The organism is Bradyrhizobium sp. SZCCHNPS1003 (assembly GCF_032381555.1).
Taxonomy (GTDB): domain Bacteria; phylum Pseudomonadota; class Alphaproteobacteria; order Rhizobiales; family Xanthobacteraceae; genus Bradyrhizobium.
Window position 1 is genome coordinate 1 of sequence record NZ_JAUHIU010000024.1, and the last position, 21,371, is coordinate 21,371.

The window sequence follows — 21,371 nt, forward strand, 5'->3', positions numbered from 1 at the left end:
TTCGAATCGGACGAAGCTTGCCTGTCAGGAATCAACCCGGTCTGAATTGTCAGGACTCAGCCCGGTTCATACCCCCGCGGACCCCCACCCCCAACCCCTCCCCGCAAGGGGGAGGGGAGCCGACTGTCCAAGGGGAAAGAGATCGTATCGCGCAGAAGACGCCGTCAGCATTCCTCCCATGCGCAAATTGCCCGTCGAGCTACTTTGTCGCACGCTGCCGACGTTGCATCGTCGGGCAAATCACCTGCACATTTCCGCACGTCCCTGCTGCCGCATGAGGGGCGTTTCGCGACCGTCACGAACCGTTGGCAGTGGGATGCGATGGGCGTGTGTTGCTGCAGCGTGGTCGCCACGCGGACGAACAGCGACACGCGCACGGTCAAGTCGCGCGGTCCTGATATCCCGATGCTGATATCAAGCGGGTGCTGATGCTAGCGTGTCGCGCTCGTGATGGTGGCCAACAAGCCCGGCGCACCAAGGAGAGCGCGAAGCAGCCGTTAAAGCCGTTGCGCGGGGAAGGCCGGGTGTTCTCGGCCAGACCTGTGGTACCTGCCGCCTGCATTTTCTTTCGCAGGCGGGCCACGGGCGCGGCCAGCGCCCGGCCTTCCCCGCGCCCTCATGATTCGAGGGCGGTGAGTTTCAGCACAGCTCGGGCGCATCGTGTCGCGAGAACGAGATCGTTCGCCTTCGAGCTGCTTCTCGGAGGCAACGCCGGGCGCGCCAACCACAGCTGTCGTCCCGGGCAAGCGCGAAGCGCGCCGACCCGGGATCCATAACCACAGGGTTCAGTTGTCTTGCACGGGACTCGCAGCCTGCCTCTTACAAACATGATGCGGTATGGGTCCCGTTCGCAGGGACGACGCCGGTTATTTGGCGCGCGCTCGGCCCTCACGATCCAAATAATAATAATAAAGAGAGGGGCATTGCCGGGTATTTGCCCGAACCGAAGTTGCGGACCTGGTCGCGTACGACCAAGTCCTGGGCTGTAGGCGCGCTCGCCGTGCTTGATATCCGGCGCTCCTCAATCCCTGTTGCCCGGCGTCTGAATGAATCCGCGATTCCATGTCGGGCTGATCAGGATCTCGTTGACGCAGACGCGCGGCGGCATGTTGGCCACGAACGCGATGGTGCGGCCGAGGTCTTCCGGCTGCAGCATCCGCGCCTGCTCCGCGGCGCTCGGCACCACCGGGCGCTGCTCCAGGATCGGCGTGGCGACCTCGCCGGGCATCAGGCAGCAGGCGCGCAGGCCGTTCACGCATTCCTCCATGTTGAACGAGTGCGTCAGCGCCAGCACCGCGTGCTTGGTCGAGGTGTAGGCCGGCCCCGGCATCTTCGAGACATGGCGGCCGGCCCAGGACGAGACGTTGATGATGGTCCCGTCCTGCTGCGCCCGCATCGCCGGCAGTACCGCCTTCATGCAGTAGAGCACACCGTTGAGGTTGATCTCGACCAGCTGGTTCCAGCCCTCGATCGTCATGTCGTCCCAGCGCCGCTTCGGCACGTTGACGCCGGCGGAGTTGACCAGCAGATCGATTCGGCCGTGCCGCGCCAGGATGGCATCGGCCGCGGCCTGCACGTCGGCGGCCTTGGCAACGTCGAGCGGAACGGCCTCGGCCGTGCCGCCGGCCGCGGCAATCTTGGCCACCACGGCCTGGAGCGCGGCCGTGCGCCGGCCCGAGACGATCACCGTCCAGCCGTCGGCCGCGAGCGCCAGTGCGCCGGCCTCGCCGATTCCGGTGCCGCCGCCGGTGATCCACGCGATCCGTTTTCCCTTGACCATATCCCAGCGTCTCCCGTTGCCTTCGAAAGGGCGTTTTTGCTAGAGCAGCCTCGATCAGAGATGGCGACCGTGGTGATGGCGATGTCACCGGTCTTGTTCGCCGTCCCGGCCCTTTTCGTCTTCGTCGAGCATGATGTTCCGCCGGCTGGCACTGCCGGCCTGCCGATGCTCCCAGGGGAATGTTGCATGAACCAAGCCGCCAACGCCAATCTGTTCTCCCGCCTGTTCGATGGCCTCGACGATCCCAGCCGCCTGGCGATCGAGACCCATGACGGCCAGCGCACCACCTACGGCGATTTGATCGCGCGGGCAGGGCAGATGGCGAACGTGCTGGCGGCTCGCGGCGTCAAGCCGGGCGACCGGGTCGCGGCGCAGACCGAGAAGTCGGTGTCCGGACTCGTGCTCTATCTCGCCACGGTGCGCGCCGGCGGCGTCTATCTGCCGCTCAACACTGCCTATACGCTCAACGAGCTCGACTATTTCATCGGCGACGCCGAGCCGACCGTCGTTGTCTGCGATCCGGCCAAGGCCGAGGGCATCGGCGCGCTGGCGGCCAAGGTCGGCGCCAAGGTGGAAACGCTCGATGCGTCAGGCACGGGCTCGCTGACCGAGGCGGCCGACAAGGCCGACAAGGCGTTCACCACCGTGCCACGGGGCGCCGATGATCTCGCCGCCATTCTCTATACGTCGGGCACCACCGGTCGCTCCAAGGGCGCGATGCTGTCTCACGACAATCTCGCCTCGAACTCGCTGACCCTGATCGACTACTGGCGCTTCACCAAGGACGACGTGCTGATCCACGCGCTGCCGATCTATCACACCCATGGCCTGTTCGTGGCCAGCAACGTCACGCTGTTCGCGCGGGCGTCGATGATCTTCCTGCCCAAGCTCGATCCGGACCTGATCATCAACCTGATGGCGCGCGCCACAGTGCTGATGGGCGTGCCGACCTTCTACACGCGGCTGCTGCAGAACCCGCGGCTGTCGAAGGAGACGACCAGCCACATGCGGCTCTTCATCTCCGGCTCGGCGCCGCTGCTCGCCGATACCCATCGCGAGTGGTTCGCGCGCACCGGCCATGCCGTGCTCGAGCGCTACGGCATGACCGAGACCAACATGAACACGTCGAATCCTTACGAGGGCGAGCGCGTGCCCGGCGCGGTCGGCTTCCCGCTGCCCGGAGTCTCGGTGCGCGTCACCGATCCCGAGACGGCGAAGGAGCTCGCGCGCGACGAGATCGGCATGATCGAGGTGAAGGGCCCGAACGTGTTCAAGGGCTATTGGCGCATGCCTGAGAAGACCAAGTCGGAATTCCGTGACGATGGCTTCTTCATCACCGGCGATCTCGGCAAGATCGACAAACAGGGCTACGTCCACATCGTCGGCCGCGGCAAGGACCTCGTGATCTCCGGCGGCTTCAACGTCTACCCGAAGGAGATCGAGAGCGAGATCGACGCCATGCCGGGCGTGGTCGAGTCCGCCGTCATCGGTGTGCCGCATCCTGATTTCGGCGAAGGTGTCACCGCGGTCGTGGTGCGCCATCCGGGGGCTGATGTCAGCGAGGCCGGCGTGCTCAAGGGCCTCGACGGCCGGCTCGCCAAGTTCAAGATGCCCAAGCGCGTGTTCGTGGTCGACGAGCTGCCGCGCAATGCGATGAGCAAGGTGCAGAAGAACGTGCTGCGTGACCAGTACAAGGACATCTACACGAAGTGACGGCGGCCTAGCGCCGTCGTCCGATCGCGAGGCCGGCGAGCGCGGCCAGCGGCGGCGCGGCGCAGATCAGCACGAATTCGAGCACGGCGAGCGAGGCGATCTCGTGCTGGATGGCGAATGCGAGACAGGCGGCGAACAGGCCGGAGGCGGTGAAGCCGAGCACGCAGGTCAACGGCTCCTCGGCGGGCTCGTGCGACGACACCTTGCGCGCCGGCAGTGCCGCCGGGCGTTCGGTGGTTGTCGGTCGGACCGTCGGCAGCGGCATCAAGGCTCCCTGCACCGCGTCTGTTGCACGTCGCCTGAGACTAAGCCGCTTCGCCGGGCGGCGACATGCGGCAAAATCGACCGGCGGAGGGGCCGTTTGCGCGGCGAGGAACCTGGGAGATCGAGGGAGATTTGCTGCAGCGCAGGCGGTCGCCGACGCAGGTTGTTGCTCCGCGTATCGCTCCGGGCAGGTTTGCAGAATCGTCAGATGGCACTGGCTCTTGTCGCGAAACCCGCTTCCTCAAGACCGAGGTTAAGCGGTGAATCAATGCTCGACAGTCGGCGCTATTCAACAGTCTCGCCGCGTTGGTAACGGCCTTGGTGAGGAGATAAGAATGAACGATGGTTCGTCATATCCGGTCAGGATGGGTTTCTGGTATACCACGGCGGCCATTGGTCCTTTTTCCACCGGTCGCCTAGCACTGAATCGTCGTTCGGTTTTGGGCGATTTGTTCGTTGCAACGCCTGTTCCTTCTCCGTAAATAAACCCCGCCTTGCCGATCCACATGGCCGCAAGCCCCTTCCGTTCACGGCCCACAAGAAATCATCAAAGCAACCAATGACAGCCAGGATCGAACGACCGCTTTCGCCGCATCTGCAAACCTACCGCTGGACGCTGACGATGATCCTCTCGATCGTCCATCGAGCCACCGGGGTTGCACTATATTTCGGGACGCTGCTGCTGGCCTGGTGGTTGATCGCCGCCGCGTCTGGTCCCAGCGCCTACTCCTACGTCCAGGGGTTCATGGGCAGCTTCCTCGGCCGCCTGATCGTGTTCGGCTACACCTGGGCGCTCCTGCACCATCTCTTGTCCGGCATCCGCCACTTCGTCTGGGACCTCGGCTACGGCTTCAAGCCCAATGAGCGCGAGACGCTCACCTGGGGTGCCCTGATCGGCGGCATCACCTTGACTGTCCTGGTCTGGATCGTGGCTTACGCAGTGGGAGGCGGCCGATGAGCAACGCACGCGCGAAGTCGATGCGCACCCCGCTCGGCCGCGTCCGCAACCTCGGCGCGGCCCATTCGGGCACCGGTGATTTCTGGCGCCAGCGCATCACCGCGGTCGCGATGACCCTGTTGATCGTGCCGGTCGTGATCGTGGTGATCATGCTGCTCGGCCGCAACCAGGCCGGCGCGGCGCAGATCCTGGGCTCGATTCCGATTGCCGTGATCATGCTGCTGTTCGTGATCGCGAGCTGCTGGCACATGAAGATCGGCATGCAGGTCGTGATCGAGGACTATGTGCACAGCGAGCCGCTCAAGCTCGTCGCGATCATGGCCAACAACTTCTTCGCGGTGACCGTGGCGCTCGCCTCGATCTACGCCCTCATCAAACTGTCCACTGGAGTCTAGGCCATGGCCGGCGGAGCAAATGGCAGCGCGAACGGCGCGCCCGCGACGAACGGAAAAGCATATCCGATCGAGGACCACACCTATGACGTCGTCGTGGTCGGCGCCGGCGGCGCCGGCCTGCGCGCGGTCGTCGGCTGCAGCGAGGCGGGCCTGCGCACCGCCTGCATCACCAAGGTGTTCCCGACCCGCTCGCATACGGTGGCGGCGCAGGGCGGCATCTCGGCCTCGCTCGGCAACATGCATCAGGACGATTGGCGCTGGCACATGTACGACACCGTCAAGGGGTCGGACTGGCTCGGCGACCAGGACGCGATCGAGTACATGGTGCGCAACGCGCCCGAGGCGGTCTACGAGCTCGAGCATTGGGGCGTGCCGTTCTCGCGCACCGAGGACGGCAAGATCTACCAGCGGCCGTTCGGCGGCATGACCCTGGACTACGGCAAGGGCCAGGCGCAGCGCACCTGCGCCGCCGCCGACCGCACCGGCCACGCCATGCTGCACACTATGTATGGCCAGTCGCTGCGGCACGCCGCGGAGTTCTTCATCGAGTTCTTCGCCATCGACCTGATCATGGACGACCAGGGCGTCTGCCGTGGCGTCATCGCGCTCAAGCTCGATGACGGCACGCTGCACCGCTTCCGCGCCCAGACCACGATCCTGGCGACGGGCGGCTATGGCCGCGCCTATGCCTCCTGCACCTCGGCGCACACCTGCACCGGTGACGGCGGCGGCATGGCGCTGCGCGCCGGCCTGCCGCTGCAGGACATGGAGTTCGTGCAGTTCCACCCGACCGGCATCTATGGCTCGGGCTGTCTTGTCACCGAAGGTGCGCGCGGCGAGGGCGGCTATCTCGTCAACGCCGAGGGCGAGCGCTTCATGGAGCGCTATGCGCCGTCCGCAAAGGACCTCGCCTCGCGAGACGTCGTCTCGCGCGCGATGACCGTCGAGATCCGCGAAGGCCGCGGCGTCGGCCGGAAGAAGGACCACATCTTCCTGCATCTCGACCATCTCGATCCGAAGGTGCTGCAGGAGCGCCTGCCCGGCATCTCCGAATCCGCCAAGATCTTCGCCAATGTCGACGTCACGCGCGAGCCGATCCCGATCGTGCCGACCGCGCACTACAACATGGGCGGCATCCCGACCAACTATCGCGCCGAGGTGCTGACCAAGAAGGACGGCGACGACAACGCGATCGTGCCCGGCCTGATGGCGGTGGGCGAGGCGGCCTGCGTCTCCGTGCACGGCGCCAACCGGCTCGGCTCGAACTCGCTGATCGACCTCGTGGTGTTCGGCCGCGCGGCGGCGCTGCGGCTGGCCGAGAAGCTGACGCCGAACGGCAAGCAGCCGGACCTGCCCAAGGACTCCGCCGATAAGGCGCTGAGCCGGCTCGATCATTATCGCCACGCCTCCGGCGGCACGCCGACCGCGAAGCTTCGCGAGAGCATGCAGAACGTGATGCAGACCAACTGTGCCGTGTTCCGCACCGGCGAGGTGCTGCAGGAAGGCCACAACCTGATCCACAAGGTGTATGGCGGCATCGGTGACATCGCAGTGTCCGACCGCTCGCTGGTGTGGAATTCCGACCTGATCGAGACGCTGGAGTTTGACAATCTGATCGCGCAGGCGGTCGTGACGATGGACTCGGCGGCGAACCGGACCGAGAGCCGCGGCGCCCATGCACGCGAGGACTTCCCGGATCGCGACGACACGAACTGGATGAAGCACACGCTCGCGTGGATCGACAGCAAGGATGGCAAGACCACGATCGATTACCGTCCGGTGCACAACTACACCATGACCAACGACGTGCAGTACATTCCGCCGAAGGCGCGCGTGTACTGATCGCGTGTGACCTGAGCCCGTCCGTCAAACCCAAGAAGGCCTTCCGAAATGGCTGAGTTCGCACTTCCGAAGAATTCTCAGATCACCGGCGGCAAGACCTGGCCCAAGCCGGCCGGCGCCGCCGAGGTTCGCGAGTTCAAGGTCTATCGCTGGAATCCGGACGACGGCAAGAATCCGAGCGTCGATACCTATTACGTCGACGTCAAAGATTGCGGCCCGATGGTGCTGGACGGGCTGATCTGGATCAAGAACCACATCGATCCGTCGCTCACCTTCCGCCGCTCCTGCCGCGAGGGTGTGTGCGGCTCCTGCGCGATGAATATCGACGGCCAGAACACCCTGGCCTGCACCAAGTCGATGCACGACGTGAAGGACGGCGCGGTCAAGATCAATCCGCTGCCGCATCAGCCTGTCGTGAAGGACCTGGTGCCGGACCTCACCAACTTCTACGCGCAATATGCCTCGATCGAGCCCTGGCTGAAGACGACCTCGCCGACGCCGCAGAAGGAATGGCGGCAGAGCCACGAGGATCGCGAGAAGCTCGACGGCCTCTACGAGTGCATCCTGTGCGCCTGTTGCTCGACCTCGTGCCCGAGCTACTGGTGGAACAGCGAGCGCTATCTCGGTCCGGCGGCGCTGCTGCAGGCCAACCGCTGGGTCAAGGACAGCCGCGACGAGGCGACCGGCGAGCGGCTCGACAACCTCGAGGATCCGTTCCGGCTGTATCGCTGCCACACCATCATGAACTGCGCCAAGGCCTGCCCGAAGGGGCTCAACCCGGCCGAGGCGATCGCCGAGCTGAAGCTCAAGCTGGTCGAGCGGCAGATCTAGCCGGGCCGACCACTTTCGATCTGACCTTCCGCGCCCGAAACTGGTGCAAGTTCCGGGCGCGGCTAGTTTGTAGCTGCCGTCGATTGCGTTAAGCTCGTGGCCCTTTGAAGCCGGAGCGACCGTGCAGACCGCACAACGCAAATCGCTGACGATGCTGCGCTGGATGATGGTCGCGTCCCTCGCGCTTCCCGTCGCGCTGTTCGTGATCGCGGCCTACGTATCCCACGGCACGACATATGAGGAGGCCGATCGCGAGATCCGCCGCTCGCTCGAAATCGTCCACGAGCACGCGCTGAAGGTGTTCGAGACCATCGAACGCAGCCTCTCGGAGATCGACGAGGTCGTCCGCGACCTGTCGGATGCCGATATCAAGGCGCGCGAGCAGGTGCTGCATGCCCGGTTGCGCCAATTGTCGGACGCGCTGCCGCAGATGAAGTCCGCCTGGGTGTTCGATGCCAATGGCCGGCCGCTGGTCAACAGCATGATCTATCCGGCGCCGGACATGACGTTCCTCGACCGCGACTACTTCAGTGCCCACGTCAAGGACAGCATCGGCACCTTCATCGGCGCGCAGTTGACGCCGCGGCCGCCCTATCAGGGCGCGCCGTTCTTCAGCATCAGCCGCCGCCGCCAGAGCGACGACGGCAGCTTCACCGGCATCATCCAGGCTTCGGTGCTTCCGGATTATTTCGAGCACTTCTATGCCCGGATCGGCCGGGCGCCCGGCAGCTACTTCGCGCTGCGCCGCTTCGATGGCCTCATTCTGGCGCGCTTCCCGGCCGGCGGGAGAAGCGCGGCCGCGGACCCCAGCGACGTCCCCGCCGGGGCCGCAGATACGGAGCAGCTCGTCACCGAGATCTCGCCGGTCGATGGCGTCGAGCGTCTCGTCGGCTATCAGCGGCTCGGTGGCTATTCCGTCTACGTCTCGGCAGGGCTGGCGACGTCGACCATCCGCAACCGCTGGCTCGGCACGATCGGCCGGCACCTCATCTTCGGCATCCCGGCAACCGCGCTGCTCATCGTCTTCCTGGCCCTTGCCCGGCGGCGGACCGAGCGCCTGCATGTCGAGGCCGCCCGCCGCCTCGAAGCCGAGGATGCGCTCAAGCACGGTCAGCGCATGGAGGCGCTGGGACAACTGACCGGCGGCGTCGCGCACGACTTCAACAATCTGCTGACCGTGATCCGGGCCTCGGCCGATCTGTTGCGCCGGCCGAATCTGGCTGATGAGCGGCGGCAGCGCTATATCGACGCGATCTCGGATACGGTGGCGCGCGCATCGAAGCTCACGTCGCAGCTCCTCGCGTTCGCCCGGCGCCAGACGCTGAAGCCGGAGGTCTTCGACATCGGCCGCAGCGTCGTCGCCCTGCGCGACATGACCAAGACCCTGGTCGGGTCGCGCGTCGAGGTCGTGGTCTCCGTTCCCGACGAGCCGTGCTACGTTAATTCCGACGCCGGCCAGTTCGAGACGGCACTGATCAACCTGGCCGTCAATGCCCGCGATGCGATGGCCGGCCAGGGACGTCTCAGCATCACCGTCGCCCCAGCAGCGGCGCTGCCGACGCCGTCGGCGCCGCACGACCGTCCGCCGCTGGGCTATGTCGCCATCACCGTCCAGGACACCGGCGTCGGCATCCCGTCGGAGCATTTCGGACGCATCTTCGAGCCATTCTTTACGACCAAGACCATCGGCCAGGGCACCGGCCTCGGTCTCTCGCAAGTGTTCGGCTTCGCCAAGCAGTCCGGCGGCGAAATCGGGGTCACGAGCGAAAAGGGTCGCGGCGCGACGTTCACGCTCTATCTGCCGCGCGTCGCTCCAGCCCAAGTGCAGCGCGGCGAGGACGGCAGCCATGCGGAGCCGATCGGCGGTCGAGGCATGTCGGTGCTGGTGGTCGAGGACAACATCGACGTCGGCAGATCGGCGACCGAAGCGCTGGCCGAGCTCGGCTATCGCACCACGCTGGTCGACAACGCCAGAGACGCGCTGGAGGAGCTTATCGGCGGCACCAGCCGGTTCGACGTCGTCTTCACCGATGTCGTGATGCCCGGAATGACCGGGCTGGAGCTTGCCGAGGAAATCAGGCGGCTCGAGCTCAACGTGCCGGTCGTGCTGGCGAGCGGTTACAGCCATGTGCTGGTGCAGCAGGGCACGCACGGCTTCGAGCTGCTGCGCAAGCCCTATTCGATCGAGGAACTGTCGCGTGTGCTGCACAAGGTCGTTCCCGTGCCGCTGTATCGCGCCCCACCGATGGCGCCGAACACGCAGGTGCCCTGAAAGCGCCGCGAATTGCGCGGGAACCCGGGTGGGAACCTTCTGGTTGCGTTGCTGTTATCGCGGAATGGGACAGGTTCAGGACATCGCGCGGCCGGGGGCACAGGCGTCGGAGAAGGCGCCGATCATCGAGATCGCCGCTGAGAATGGTGCCCAGGTCGAGCCGCCGCCGCCCGAACTGGTGGAGCCTGATCCGGAGCTGTCGCCCGAAGAGGCCGAGCAACTGCGCAAGCGCTATCTGCTGACCCGGTTCTGGATCAGCGCCCGCGGCTATTGGGGCAAGAGCGGCGACCGTCTGGCGTGGGCGTTCACGTTCGGGCTGCTGTTCCTGATCGTTGCGACTGTCGGATTTCAGTACGGCGTCAACGTCTGGAATCGGTCGATCTTCGATGCGATCGAGAAACGCGATTCGGCGACCGTCTTTCATCTCACCGCGATCTTCTTCCCGCTTGCGATCGGCAGCGTCATTCTCGGCGTCGCCCAGGTCTATGCGCGCATGTCGATCCAGCGGCGCTGGCGGGCGTGGCTGACCAACAGCGTCGTCACCCGCTGGCTGGCCAGCGGGCGCTACTATCAGCTCAATCTCGTCAGCGGCGACCACAAGAATCCGGAATACCGGATCGCCGAGGACCTGCGCATCGCGACCGATTCGCCGGTCGACTTCATCGCCGGCGTGACCTCGGCGCTGCTGTCGGCTGCGACCTTCATCGTCGTGCTCTGGACCATCGGCGGCGCGCTGACGCTGCATCTCGGCGCCGCTGAGATCACCATTCCCGGCTTTCTGGTCATCGCCGCGATCGCCTACGCCGCCATTGCCTCGGGCTCGATCATGACGATCGGCCGCCGCTTCGTGCAGGTCTCCGAGGACAAGAACCAGGCCGAGGCCGATTTCCGCTACACCCTGACTCGCGTCCGCGAAAACGGCGAGAGCATCGCCCTGCTCGGCGGCGAGACCGAAGAGCGCGCCGGCATCGACCGGACGTTCGGCAACGTGCTGCAGCAATGGGCGCGGCTCGCCGGCCAGCACATGCGCACCACCCTGGTGTCGCAGGGCTCCAGCCTCATCGCCCCTGTCGTGCCGCTGCTGCTGTGCGCGCCGAAATTTCTCGACGGCAGCATGACGCTCGGGCAGGTGATGCAGGCGGCGAGCGCGTTCACGATCGTGCAGACCGCGTTCGGCTGGCTGGTCGACAACTATCCGCGGCTCGCGGATTGGAATGCCTGTGCCCGCCGCATCGCCTCGCTGATGATGTCGCTCGATGCGCTGGAGCGTGCGGAGAGAGGCGACGGCATCGGCCGCATCAAGCGCGGCGAGACCTCCGGCGACGCGATGCTCAGCCTGAATGATCTGCAGGTGACCCTCGACGACGGCACCGCCGTGGTCGGCGAGACCGAGGTCGTGGTCGATCCCGGCGAGCGCCTGCTCGTCGCGGGCGAATCCGGCACCGGCAAGAGCACGCTCGTGCGCGCCATCGCCGGGCTGTGGCCGTGGGGCGGCGGCAGCATCAACCTCCACCCCGACCGCAAGCTGTTCATGCTGCCCCAACGGCCCTACGTGCCATCGGGCACCCTGCGCCGGGCCGTCGCCTATCCCGGGGCTGCCGAGGATTGGAGCGTGGCGCAGGTCGGCGAAGCCCTGCACAAGGTCGGTCTCGACCATCTCAAGGACAAGATCGAGGAGGACGCGCCCTGGGATCAGACGCTCTCCGGCGGCGAGAAGCAGCGTCTCGCCTTCGCGCGCCTGCTGCTGCACAGCCCCGACATCGTCGTGCTCGATGAAGCCACCTCCGCGCTCGATGAGAAGAGCCAGGACCGGATGATGGAGATCGTGACGAGCGAGCTGCCGAAGGCCACCATCGTCAGCGTGGCGCATCGTGCCGAGCTGGAGGCCTTCCACAGCCGCAAGATCGTGCTCGAGCGGCGCAAGGGCGGCGCCAAGCTCGTCAGCGACATTGATCTCATTCCGCGCAAGGGACGGCGTCGCCTGATCGGCCGCTTCCTGCGTCAGCGCAAGGCGGCCTGAGCGGCTCGGGTGTTGCCTCAGCGCGGTCCTGGTGACGACACAATGCGGCCACGCCGCCTGCATTGGAGATCGCGGCGAAACCGGCTATCACACGTCGCCCTCAGCCCAGGACGCGACCTTGACGCCCGACAACGATCCTTCTCCGCCCTCCTTTGGTGCCTTCGCTCCGAATGCCGCCCAGGCGCTGGTGATCCGGCTGGCGCACGGCTCCGGCCTGAAGCGCGGCGCGTTCCGGCCGATGTTGACGCGCGTCGTCAACGTGCTGGGGGCAGGTCCTCTGGATGTCGGCTATCAGGGCGCCAATTTCCGCTTCTATCATCAGGTCAGTGCGACCGAACGTGGTGCGCTGTTCAATCCCGACTACAATCGTGAGGAGCTGGATTTCCTGCGCAGCCACGTTCCGTCGGGCGGCGTGGTGGTGGACGTTGGCGCCAATGTCGGAACGTTCGCCCTGCCGCTCGCACGTCACGTCGGGCCGGGCGGTCTCGTGATCGCAGTGGAGCCGCATCCGGTCACGCATGCGCGGCTGAGCTTCAATCGCGATGCGTCCGCGCTGTCCCAGGTCAGGCTCGTCGCGGCGGCGGCAGGCGAGAACGACGGCGAGGTGATGATCGAGACCGATGGCGACAATCTCGGCGCCAGCCACATCGTGATCGGAGAGGCGGGTGCTGAAGCATTCAAGGTCCCGTCGTTGCGGCTGCAGACCATCCTCGAACAGGCCGGAGCGACCAGGGTCGATGCGCTGAAGATCGACGTGGAAGGCTTCGAGGACCGCGTGCTGACCTGCTTCTTCCGTGACGCGCCTGCCGCGTTGTGGCCGCGGGCCGTCGTCATCGAACACCTGTCGCGCGACGAATGGCAGAACGATTGTCTCGCCGACATGCTCGGTCGCGGCTACCGCGAATGCGGCCGCACGCGCAGCAACACGCTGTTGTTGCGCGGCTGAATCGGCATTCTGTCGCCGTCCCCAATACGTCCGGAACATCGGCGCCCCACGCGGCGTTGTCGCTCCTGACATTGAGGGAGCCGGCCATGAGCAACGACGACGCGCGCGACCAGGGTCGCGTTTGGGACCTGATGAAGAAGATCGGCTTCGCGATGCTGGTCACCCGCGACGGTGACAGGCTGCGGGCACGGCCGATGAGCGCCTATCTCGCGCGCGACGAGAACATGATCTACTTTCTCACTGACGCGCGGCATCACAAGGACGAGGAGATCGCGCGCTCGCCCGAGGTCAACCTGTCGTTCGCAGACGTCGGCAGCCAGAAATACGTGTCGCTGACGGGCACCGCGGCCATTTCCAACGATCGCGGCAAGATCCGAGAGCTGTTCTCGACGCCGGCCAAGGCCTGGTGGGACAGCGCCGAGGATCCGAACATCCGCCTCTTGAAGATCACGCCTGACGACGCCGAGTTCTGGGACTCGCCCGGCACCATCGTGCGCTACGTCAAGATGGCGGCGGCCGCCGTCAGCGGCACGCGTCCCGACCTCGGCGACCATCGAAAGGTTGCGATGTGATGCCGATAGAACCGCCAGAGATTCCGCCGGCGACGCCGGGCCGCCCGGTCGAACCGCCGCCGGAGGATCCGGTTGGCAATCCGCAGCCCGACATTCCGCCGCCGGTGTACGAACCCGATGCGCCGGCGCCCCCGCGCGAGCTGCCCGGGCAGACGCCAGACGAAATTCCCGGCCGAGGGCCGCTCGGCCCGACCACGCCCAATCCGGCCACGGATTGACCGCGATTGAGTGGTCATGATGATCGCCTGCGAAGGGGCTGGCCGTGCGCCGGTCCCGCATTTCGGCGATTGGGCCAAGCCCTTGAAAATCAAGACTGAATGAAACCTGAATGGCGGCCCTGCGGGGGTGGTTTCGCGTCGAAATAAATCCGCCTGCGGATTTGAACTGCGCCACAATCCGGCCTAACGCATACTCGTTGATCTCTCCGTGCTTGAAAAAGATCGTTCCGGGAAAACAAGACACATGAGCAAACTTCGCGTCCTGCTGCTGGCGACGACTGCGCTGTCGGCGATGCAACTAATGAGCTCCGGCTCCCACGCGCAGAGCGCGCCGATGATCATGGCGCAGGGTCCAGGCGGCCCCGGCGGCGAGGTCGGCCCGGACGGTCGGCCCAAGCAACCGCCGCATGGTCAACCGCCAGGCCCGCCGCAGCGGCCGGGTGGCCCGCCGCCGGCCGCTGCACCGCCCCACCAGGCACCGCCTGCAGCTCCGCCGCCACCCGCGGCGGCTCCGCCTCGTCCTGCTCCCCCGCCGCCTCCCCCGGCAGCGGCGCCGCGGCCCGCGCCTCCGCCACCTCCCCCGCCGCCCCCGCGTGCGGAGCCACCGCGCCCCGCACCGCCGCCGCCGCGCGCAGAGCCGCCTGCGGCTCCTCCGCCGCGTCCGACACCGCCGCCGCCCCCGGCCGCTGCGCCTCCGGCGCATCCGCCGGCTCCGCCGCCCGTGGTGCGCGAGCCTCCGCGTCCGGCGGCTCCGCCTGCTCCGCCGCCGCCCGCTGCGGCACCATCACGGCCGACGCCGCCTTCGCCGCCCGTGGTTGCTCCGCCTCCGCCCCCAGCTCCGCCTCCAAGTGCGGCGCCGACTCAGCGGCCTGGAACGCCGCCGCCCCCGGCTGGCGCGACGCCGCCCCATTCGCCGCCGGCCGCAAGCCCGTCGCCGCAGCCTTCCGCCGCGCCGACTCCCGCTCCGGGGGGACCGGCGCCGGGAGGCCGGCCGGGCGCTGGTGGCCCGCCGCCTGGCTCCCCGCAAGGCGGGCCCCCGCCGCGGGGTGCTCCCACCGCGCCGGCCGGTACGGTCGCGCCTGCTCCGGGAACCCCGCCGGCGCCACCCGCGCCTGCGGCCACCCAGACGCCGTCGCAGCAAGGAACGCCGTCCGGCAGCCCGACGCCCGGCGGACGTCCGGGGACGCCTCCAGGCGCTCCGGGTGCGCCGCCTCCAGCGGCAGGTCCCGGTGCTGCTGGACCGGGGCCGGGACCCGCCGGCGCGCCGCAGGCCGGTCCGGGCGCTGTGCCGCCCGCCGGACCCCCGGCCATGTCCAATCGGCCGCCGCCGCAGGTCACTGCGCCCATCCCGGCGCCGCCACCGCCGACGGCACAGCAGCTCACGCCGATCGCGCCGGGCGCGCCGATGGCTGGGCCGCAGCGGCTGGACGATTTCCGCGGCCAGCGCCGCGAGGTCCAGGAGGGCGGTCGCACACTGATCTACGAGCCGGGACGCGTCATCGTGCGCGATCCGAGCGGCCAGTCCTTCGTGCGTCACGACGAGCTCGAGCGCTTCCGCTACGGCGCGCGTGACATCCGCGTGCAGCGGGAGGATCGCGGCGAGATGCGCACGGTGGTGATCCGCCCCGACGGCAGCCAGATCATCACGGTCACGGCGGCCGACGGCCGGCTGCTGCGCCGCATCCGCCGCGATATCGGCGGCCGCGAGATCATCATCATCGACAACGCCTATCGCGATCCCGCCGCGGTCGGCGGCTTCTATGTCGACCTGCCGCCGCCGGAGATCCGCATCCCCTACAACCGCTACATCGTCGACGCCGAGGAGGCGCCGCCGGATGTCATCTACGACACGCTGATCGCGCCACCGGTGGAGCGCGTCCAGCGCCGCTACTCGCTGGACGAGGTCCGCTACTCCCCGTCGGTGCGCCAGCTGATGCCGTCGATCGATCTCAACACGATCACCTTCGAAACCGGATCGTGGGAGATCGGTCCCGACCAGGTGGCGAAGCTGCAGGTCATCGCCGACGGCCTCAACCAGGCGATCCAGCGCAACCCGCGCGAGGTCTTCCTGATCGAAGGCCACACCGACGCGGTCGGCAACGAGACCGACAATTTGTCGCTCTCCGATCGCCGAGCCGAATCGGTCGCCACGCTGATGACGCAGCAGTTTGGCGTCCCCGCGGAGAATCTGACCTCGCAGGGCTATGGCGAGCAGTATCTGAAGGAGCAGACGCAGGGGCCGAGCCGCATCAACCGGCGCGTCACGGTCCGCCGCATCACGCCGCTGCTCAATGGCGGCCAGGCCGCGCTGCCGCCGCCGCCTCCGGGCGTGGCACCGCCGCGCTGAGGTTGCGTCCGATCTGAAAATGAAAATGGCCGGGAGCGATCCCGGCCATTTTTGTAAGTGGCAATCCGTTTCGTCCTGTTCGGTGTCGTCCCCGCGAACGCAGGGACCCATACTCACAGGATCCAGTTTTGCGACGGCTGGAGCCGCAGCCGGCTCTCACCATGTCAGTCGGTGGATATGGGTCCCTGCGTTCGCAGGGACGACAGCGGTGGAGACGGCGCGGATTGCGCTCGACAGCTCCAACTCAGCTCTTGTCGTGGCCGAGCTGGAAGATCTCCGCGCCTTCCGATCCCGACAGCAGGCCCGTATCCGAATAGAGCTTCAGCTTGGTGCGGGTGTCGGTGATGTCGAGATTGCGCATCGTCAGCTGGCCGATGCGGTCGGCAGGCGTGAAGGCGGCGTCCTCGACCTTCTCCATGCTCAGCCGCTCCGGCTGGTAGGTCAGGTTTGGGCTCTCGGTGTTGAGGATCGAGTAGTCGTTGCCGCGGCGCAGCTCCAGGGTCACCTCACCGGTGACGGCGCGCGCTACCCAGCGCTGCGCGGTCTCGCGCAGCATCAGGGCCTGCGAATCGAACCAGCGGCCCTGATAGAGCAGGCGACCGAGGCGCATGCCGCTGATGCGGTACTGCTCGATCGTATCCTCGTTGTGGATGCCGGTGACGAGCCGCTCATAGGCGATGTGCAGCAGCGCCATGCCCGGCGCCTCGTAGATGCCGCGGCTCTTGGCCTCGATGATGCGGTTCTCGATCTGGTCGCTCATGCCGAGACCATGACGGCCGCCGATCGCGTTGGCCTCCAGGAACAGCGCCACGGGATCGCTGAAGGTCTGACCGTTCAGCGCGACCGGCTGACCCTCCTCGAAGCGGACCACGACCGTCTCCGGCTTCACGGCGCAATCCTCGCGCCAGAACGGCACGCCCATGATCGGATTGACGATGCGGATGCCGCTGCTGAGGCTCTCGAGATCCTTGGCCTCGTGGGTGGCGCCGAGGAGATTGCTGTCCGTCGAATACGCCTTCTCGGCGCTCATCTTGTAATTGAAGCCGTTGGCGGTCAGGAACGCCGACATCTCGGCGCGGCCCCCGAGCTCGTCGATGAACTGCTGGTCGAGCCAGGGCTTGTAGATCTTGAGATTGGGATTGGTGAGCAGGCCGTAGCGGTAGAACCGCTCGATATCGTTGCCCTTGTAAGTCGAGCCGTCGCCCCAGATGTTGACGCCGTCCTCCTTCATCGCGGCGACCAGCATGGTGCCGGTGACGGCGCGGCCGAGCGGCGTGGTGTTGAAATAGGTGATGCCGCCGGTCGAGATGTGGAAGGCGCCCGACTGAATCGCGGCGATGCCCTCATGCACCAGCTGAGTGCGGCAATCCACGAGGCGCGCCTTCTCCCCGCCGAAGCTCAGCGCCTTGCGCGGGATCTCGTCGTAGTCGGACTCGTCGGGCTGCCCGAGATTGGCCGTGTAGGCAAAGCAGCGCGCGCCCTTCTGCTTCATCCAGAGCAGCGCGGCGCTGGTGTCGAGGCCGCCGGAAAAGGCGATGCCGACTTTCTCGCCCTTGGGCAGGCTTTTCAGGATCGTGGTCATGGGAGAGTCCAACCGTGTTTGTGGCTGCGCCGTTCAGAAATTCGGGCGCGAATAACAGATTTTGCGTTGCTGGGCACGCCTTTAATGGCGACTGAGGGTGACCGGCCCGCGCTCAGGCCGCGGGGCTGGTGTCTGGCTGGCGGCGGCCGAACAGCCGGCGCATCAGGCGGAAGCCCGGCCAGGCGAAGCGGGTCAGCGCGGCGTCGATGCCGGCATCAGTGAGGCGGGTGGACGGCCAGCGGTAGATGTAGCCGTGCAGCAGCCAGATCACGATGAAGGTGACGAGGCCGGCGGCGGCGATGTCGGTGAGGAAGTGGCCGCCGAAGGCCATCCGCAACACCGAGGTGGCGAGGCCGAACAGGACGGCGGCGCCGTAGGCGACGGGCCGGATCGCCGGCGGCGTCAGGGCGGCCGGCGCCAGGGTCCAGAATGCGGTGGCACCCTCACCGGAGAAGAACGAGCAGTTGCGGCCGCAGCCGCCGCGCGGATCCCACCACGGCACGAACTGCATGTCGCCGCCGAACTCGGCCACGACGACCGGGCGCGGCCGGCCCCAATAGGATTTGAAGGTGAAATTGGTGAGCACGCCGGCCGAGAGCGACAAGGTCAGCAGCAGGAACGCCATGGTGCGGCCCTTCACCAGCAGGGGCCGGTCGGGACGGATGAGCTTCACCACCAGCGCAACGATGGACGGCAGCGCGATGCCCCAGGCGAGCCACATCGCGGCATCGCGCGCGAACGCGGCATAGCCGTCGAGCTTCAAGGGGAAGCTGCGCGTGCGCGGATCGTAGAACAGCGCGGCCAGCTTGAGATCGAGCTCGGGATAGACGCCGAACAGCACGCCGATGACGAGCGCGAGCGACAATGCGATGAAGAGGCCGGTCCGGTTCATGACGCGCGGTTTAGCGAAAGCAGGTGGCGATGGAAAGGCCGGCGGCTCAACGTGGCGATCCCGACGGCAATGGTGGCGGTGGCGGCAGGCGCGGCGGCGGCTCGCGCCAGCGGCCGGCGTTGCGCCCGGCAATCAGCCAATAGACCAGTCCGCCGACGATGCCGGCGCCGGTCAGGATCTCGAGATGGCGGCGCACGATGCCTTCGAAGCGGAAGGTCTCGGGATCGAACGGGACGAGACCGAGATAGCAGGCTGCGCCGACCACCCCGCCGCCGATCGCATAAGCAACCACGCTGCGGATCGAGAACGCCTCGGTGATCAGTGAGATCAGCAGCGCCGGGATCAGCGCGAAGCCCGACACGAAGATGAAGCCGAAGCCGATGATGACCTCGAACGCGCCCTGATCGATCGGGCCGTTGCCGAGATCGGCGAACTCCGGAAACAGGATCGCGGTCACGACGATCAGCCCCGCGAGGAAGCACGCGCCGAGAAAGGCGAAAGCGATCACGAAGAGACGGCCAATCAGCGCCATGGCTTTAGACCCGTGTTACCCAAGCGAGGCCCCGCTTTCTTCGCTCGTCATGGCCCGGCTTGAGCCGGCCATCTATCATTCAGTCGATGAATTGATGGGTGCCCGGGTCAAGCCCGGGCATGACGATCTTGTTCGGAGATGCAGGCGCGATCAATCATCAATCCGTCATCGCCATCGCGCGCAGTGCCTGACGCTCCCGCGCGGACAGCTTCTCCGTCTCCGACTTCAACTGGCCGCAGGCGGCGAGGATGTCGCGGCCGCGCGGCGTGCGCACCGGCGAGGAGTAGCCGGCGTTGAAGACGTATTCGGAGAACTTCTCGATCTGCTCCCAGTCCGAGCACTCATAGGCCGAGCCGGGCCAGGGATTGAACGGGATCAAATTGATCTTGGCCGGGATGCCCTTGAGCAGCTTGACCAGCAGCCTGGCGTCATCGAGCGAATCGTTGACGCCCTTGAGCATCACATATTCGAAGGTGATGCGCCGCGCGTTGGAGGCGCCCGGGTAGTCGCGGCAGGCCTGCAGCAGCTCTTGGATCGGATATTTGCGATTCAGCGGCACCAGTTCGTTGCGCAGCTCGTCGCGCACGGCGTGCAGCGAGATCGCCAGCATCACGCCGATCTCCTCGCCGGCGCGCTTGATGTTCGGCACCACGCCCGAGGTCGACAGCGTGATCCGGCGGCGGGAGATGCCGATGCCCTCGTTGTCCGAGACGATCAGCAGCGCGTCGCGCACCGCATCGAAATTGTACAGCGGCTCGCCCATCCCCATCATGACGATGTTGGTGATCAGCCGGTTGCCGAGCGGGGTCTCGCGGTCGGCCCAGTCGTTCAACCGGTCGCGCGCCACCATGACCTGGCCCACGATCTCGCCCGCGGTGAGGTTGCGGACCAGCCGCTGCGTACCGGTATGGCAGAACGCGCAGTTCAGCGTGCAGCCGACCTGCGACGAGACGCACAAGGTGCCGCGATCGGTCTCGGGGATGTAGACGCACTCGACCTCGTGGGCCTTCTGCAGATCGTCGCCGCTCGGCAGCCGCAGCAGCCATTTGCGGGTGCCATCGTTGGAAATCTGTTCGGCCACGACCTCGGGACGGTCGACCGTGAAACGTTCGGAAAGCGCGGTGCGCGTGTCCTTCGACACGGATGTCATCTCGTCGAACGACTTGGCGCCGCGGAAATAGATCCAGTGCCATAGTTGCTGCACCCGCATCTTCTGCTGGCGCTCGGGCACGCCGATGTCGCCGAGCCTGGCCGCCAGCTCCGCACGCGACAGGCCGATCAGCGAAGGCTTCGCCGGCGGGACGTAGGTTTCGAGCGGAGTCTTTTCGAGGGGCGCGGAGGAATCGCGCAGCCCGGCAGTCGTTGCCATGTCGATGGGCCCAAAGTGCTGCCCGGCCGCGGCGGCCGAAGGCTTTCAGCGGGCATATATAACGATCCGGCCGGCAAATGCGACCCGCCCGGCGAGCGGTATCGGCGGCTGCCGTCTACCGGCGGCAATCCTGCGCGATGCGGTCGAGCGCCTGGGCCAGGCCCTTCAGTGAGAACACGTCGGTGGTTTCCGTGCCCTTGACCGAGACGCCCTTGACCACCGCCTCGGGCGCCTTGCGCATGGCATCGACCATCCGCTCTTCCTCGGCGGCGTTCTTGATCCAGAGCCCGTCGCCCTGGGTATACATGGCATAGGAGGCGCCGCCGACCTCCACCGCGGCGTCGGATCCGGGCTTCAGCGCATAGCCGATCATGATCGAGACCTCGTTGAAGACCTTCTCGGAGGGCCGAGTCGACACGAAGGCATAGGCAGGATCGCGCGGACGGTTGGGCGGATTGGTCTTGGAAGATGTCGGCTTGGCCAGCGCGAAGCAAACCTTCTTGCCGCCGGGCATCGCGGTATAGGCGCCCCAGCCGCCGAACTGTCCGATCAGCGTCGGTTCCGCCCCGCCGATATTCGGGACGGCTGGCTTCGGTTCCGATTTCGGTGCCGCCTTCGATTGCGGAGCGGCGGCCCTCGGCGCAGCGCTCTGTGCTGCAGCGAGGCTCGGTGCTCCGAACAGCAGCACGCTGCCGACCAGCGTTGTCAACAATCGCCCGAACAACATGATACGTTGAGTTCCCCCGCGACTTCGTTCCACCAATATTGTGACTGGAAAATGGCTCGGAATCGCTGATCCTTGGTCGCGATGGATAGCGGCTAAACGCTTCGCTTGCAA

18 protein-coding genes are annotated in these 21,371 nt (G+C 66.6%); 11 read left to right on the forward strand and 7 right to left on the reverse strand.

Features of this window, described 5'->3' with window-relative positions; translation table 11 throughout:
- Positions 1–1,021: 1,021 nt before the first annotated feature.
- Positions 1,022–1,780: an SDR family oxidoreductase gene (locus tag QX126_RS29835; RefSeq protein ID WP_315785738.1), complete on the reverse strand. Its 759-nt coding sequence runs from the start codon at positions 1,778–1,780 to the stop codon at positions 1,022–1,024.
- Positions 1,781–1,966: 186 nt separating this feature from the next.
- Between QX126_RS29835 and QX126_RS29840 the strand changes: the two genes are divergently transcribed.
- The gene (locus QX126_RS29840) at positions 1,967–3,493 is read left to right on the forward strand and encodes a malonyl-CoA synthase (RefSeq protein ID WP_315785740.1); all 1,527 of its coding nucleotides are present in this window, start codon (positions 1,967–1,969) and stop codon (positions 3,491–3,493) included.
- Between the two features lie 7 nt (positions 3,494–3,500).
- Here QX126_RS29840 and QX126_RS29845 read toward each other — a convergent pair whose 3' ends face one another.
- Positions 3,501–3,758, reverse strand: coding sequence for a hypothetical protein (locus tag QX126_RS29845; protein WP_315778175.1), 258 nt, complete (start codon positions 3,756–3,758; stop codon positions 3,501–3,503).
- A gap of 558 nt (positions 3,759–4,316) precedes the next feature.
- Here QX126_RS29845 and sdhC point away from each other — a divergent pair.
- The 10 genes from sdhC (at position 4,317) to QX126_RS29895 (ending at position 16,158) form a co-directional block, all read left to right on the forward strand.
- The gene (gene sdhC / locus QX126_RS29850) at positions 4,317–4,715 is read left to right on the forward strand and encodes a succinate dehydrogenase, cytochrome b556 subunit (RefSeq protein WP_008965547.1); all 399 of its coding nucleotides are present in this window, start codon (positions 4,317–4,319) and stop codon (positions 4,713–4,715) included.
- 20 nt (positions 4,716–4,735) lie between these two features.
- Positions 4,736–5,110, forward strand: coding sequence for a succinate dehydrogenase, hydrophobic membrane anchor protein (gene sdhD / locus QX126_RS29855; RefSeq protein ID WP_315740508.1), 375 nt, complete (start codon positions 4,736–4,738; stop codon positions 5,108–5,110).
- A gap of 3 nt (positions 5,111–5,113) precedes the next feature.
- On the forward strand, positions 5,114–6,952 hold the full coding sequence (sdhA, locus tag QX126_RS29860; RefSeq protein WP_315785744.1) for a succinate dehydrogenase flavoprotein subunit: 1,839 nt from the start codon (positions 5,114–5,116) through the stop codon (positions 6,950–6,952).
- Positions 6,953–7,000: 48 nt separating this feature from the next.
- A complete protein-coding gene (locus tag QX126_RS29865; protein ID WP_315740445.1) occupies positions 7,001–7,783 on the forward strand; it encodes a succinate dehydrogenase iron-sulfur subunit in 783 nt (260 codons plus the stop codon).
- A gap of 121 nt (positions 7,784–7,904) precedes the next feature.
- Positions 7,905–10,055, forward strand: a complete 2,151-nt coding sequence (locus tag QX126_RS29870; protein ID WP_315785747.1) for an ATP-binding protein — start codon at positions 7,905–7,907, stop codon at positions 10,053–10,055.
- A 64-nt stretch (positions 10,056–10,119) separates the two neighbouring features.
- Positions 10,120–12,075, forward strand: coding sequence for an ABC transporter ATP-binding protein/permease (locus QX126_RS29875; RefSeq protein WP_315785750.1), 1,956 nt, complete (start codon positions 10,120–10,122; stop codon positions 12,073–12,075).
- A 118-nt stretch (positions 12,076–12,193) separates the two neighbouring features.
- A complete protein-coding gene (locus QX126_RS29880; RefSeq protein ID WP_315785754.1) occupies positions 12,194–13,021 on the forward strand; it encodes an FkbM family methyltransferase in 828 nt (275 codons plus the stop codon).
- A gap of 86 nt (positions 13,022–13,107) precedes the next feature.
- Positions 13,108–13,593 carry a pyridoxamine 5'-phosphate oxidase family protein gene (locus QX126_RS29885; RefSeq protein ID WP_315778180.1) on the forward strand — a complete coding sequence of 162 codons (486 nt, stop codon included), beginning with the start codon at positions 13,108–13,110 and terminating at the stop codon, positions 13,591–13,593.
- Complete coding sequence (locus tag QX126_RS29890) at positions 13,593–13,811, forward strand: hypothetical protein (RefSeq protein WP_315758646.1); 219 nt, start codon at positions 13,593–13,595, stop codon at positions 13,809–13,811. The genes QX126_RS29885 and QX126_RS29890 overlap by 1 nt, the downstream gene beginning before the upstream one ends.
- 244 nt (positions 13,812–14,055) lie before the next feature.
- On the forward strand, positions 14,056–16,158 hold the full coding sequence (locus tag QX126_RS29895; RefSeq protein ID WP_315785757.1) for an OmpA family protein: 2,103 nt from the start codon (positions 14,056–14,058) through the stop codon (positions 16,156–16,158).
- A gap of 244 nt (positions 16,159–16,402) precedes the next feature.
- On the opposite strand, the gene argG is transcribed toward QX126_RS29895, so the two are convergent.
- The 5 genes from argG to QX126_RS29920 form a co-directional block, all read right to left on the reverse strand.
- Entirely contained in the window at positions 16,403–17,740 is a 1,338-nt protein-coding gene (gene argG / locus QX126_RS29900) for an argininosuccinate synthase (protein WP_315785759.1), read from the reverse strand.
- Positions 17,741–17,852: 112 nt separating this feature from the next.
- A complete protein-coding gene (locus tag QX126_RS29905; RefSeq protein WP_315758650.1) occupies positions 17,853–18,632 on the reverse strand; it encodes a phosphatase PAP2 family protein in 780 nt (259 codons plus the stop codon).
- Between the two features lie 46 nt (positions 18,633–18,678).
- Complete coding sequence (locus QX126_RS29910; RefSeq protein WP_315740454.1) at positions 18,679–19,164, reverse strand: hypothetical protein; 486 nt, start codon at positions 19,162–19,164, stop codon at positions 18,679–18,681.
- A gap of 157 nt (positions 19,165–19,321) precedes the next feature.
- Entirely contained in the window at positions 19,322–20,533 is a 1,212-nt protein-coding gene (gene rlmN / locus QX126_RS29915) for a 23S rRNA (adenine(2503)-C(2))-methyltransferase RlmN (protein WP_315785761.1), read from the reverse strand.
- Positions 20,534–20,648: 115 nt separating this feature from the next.
- On the reverse strand, positions 20,649–21,260 hold the full coding sequence (locus tag QX126_RS29920) for an invasion associated locus B family protein (protein WP_315778183.1): 612 nt from the start codon (positions 21,258–21,260) through the stop codon (positions 20,649–20,651).
- Positions 21,261–21,371: the final 111 nt, after the last annotated feature.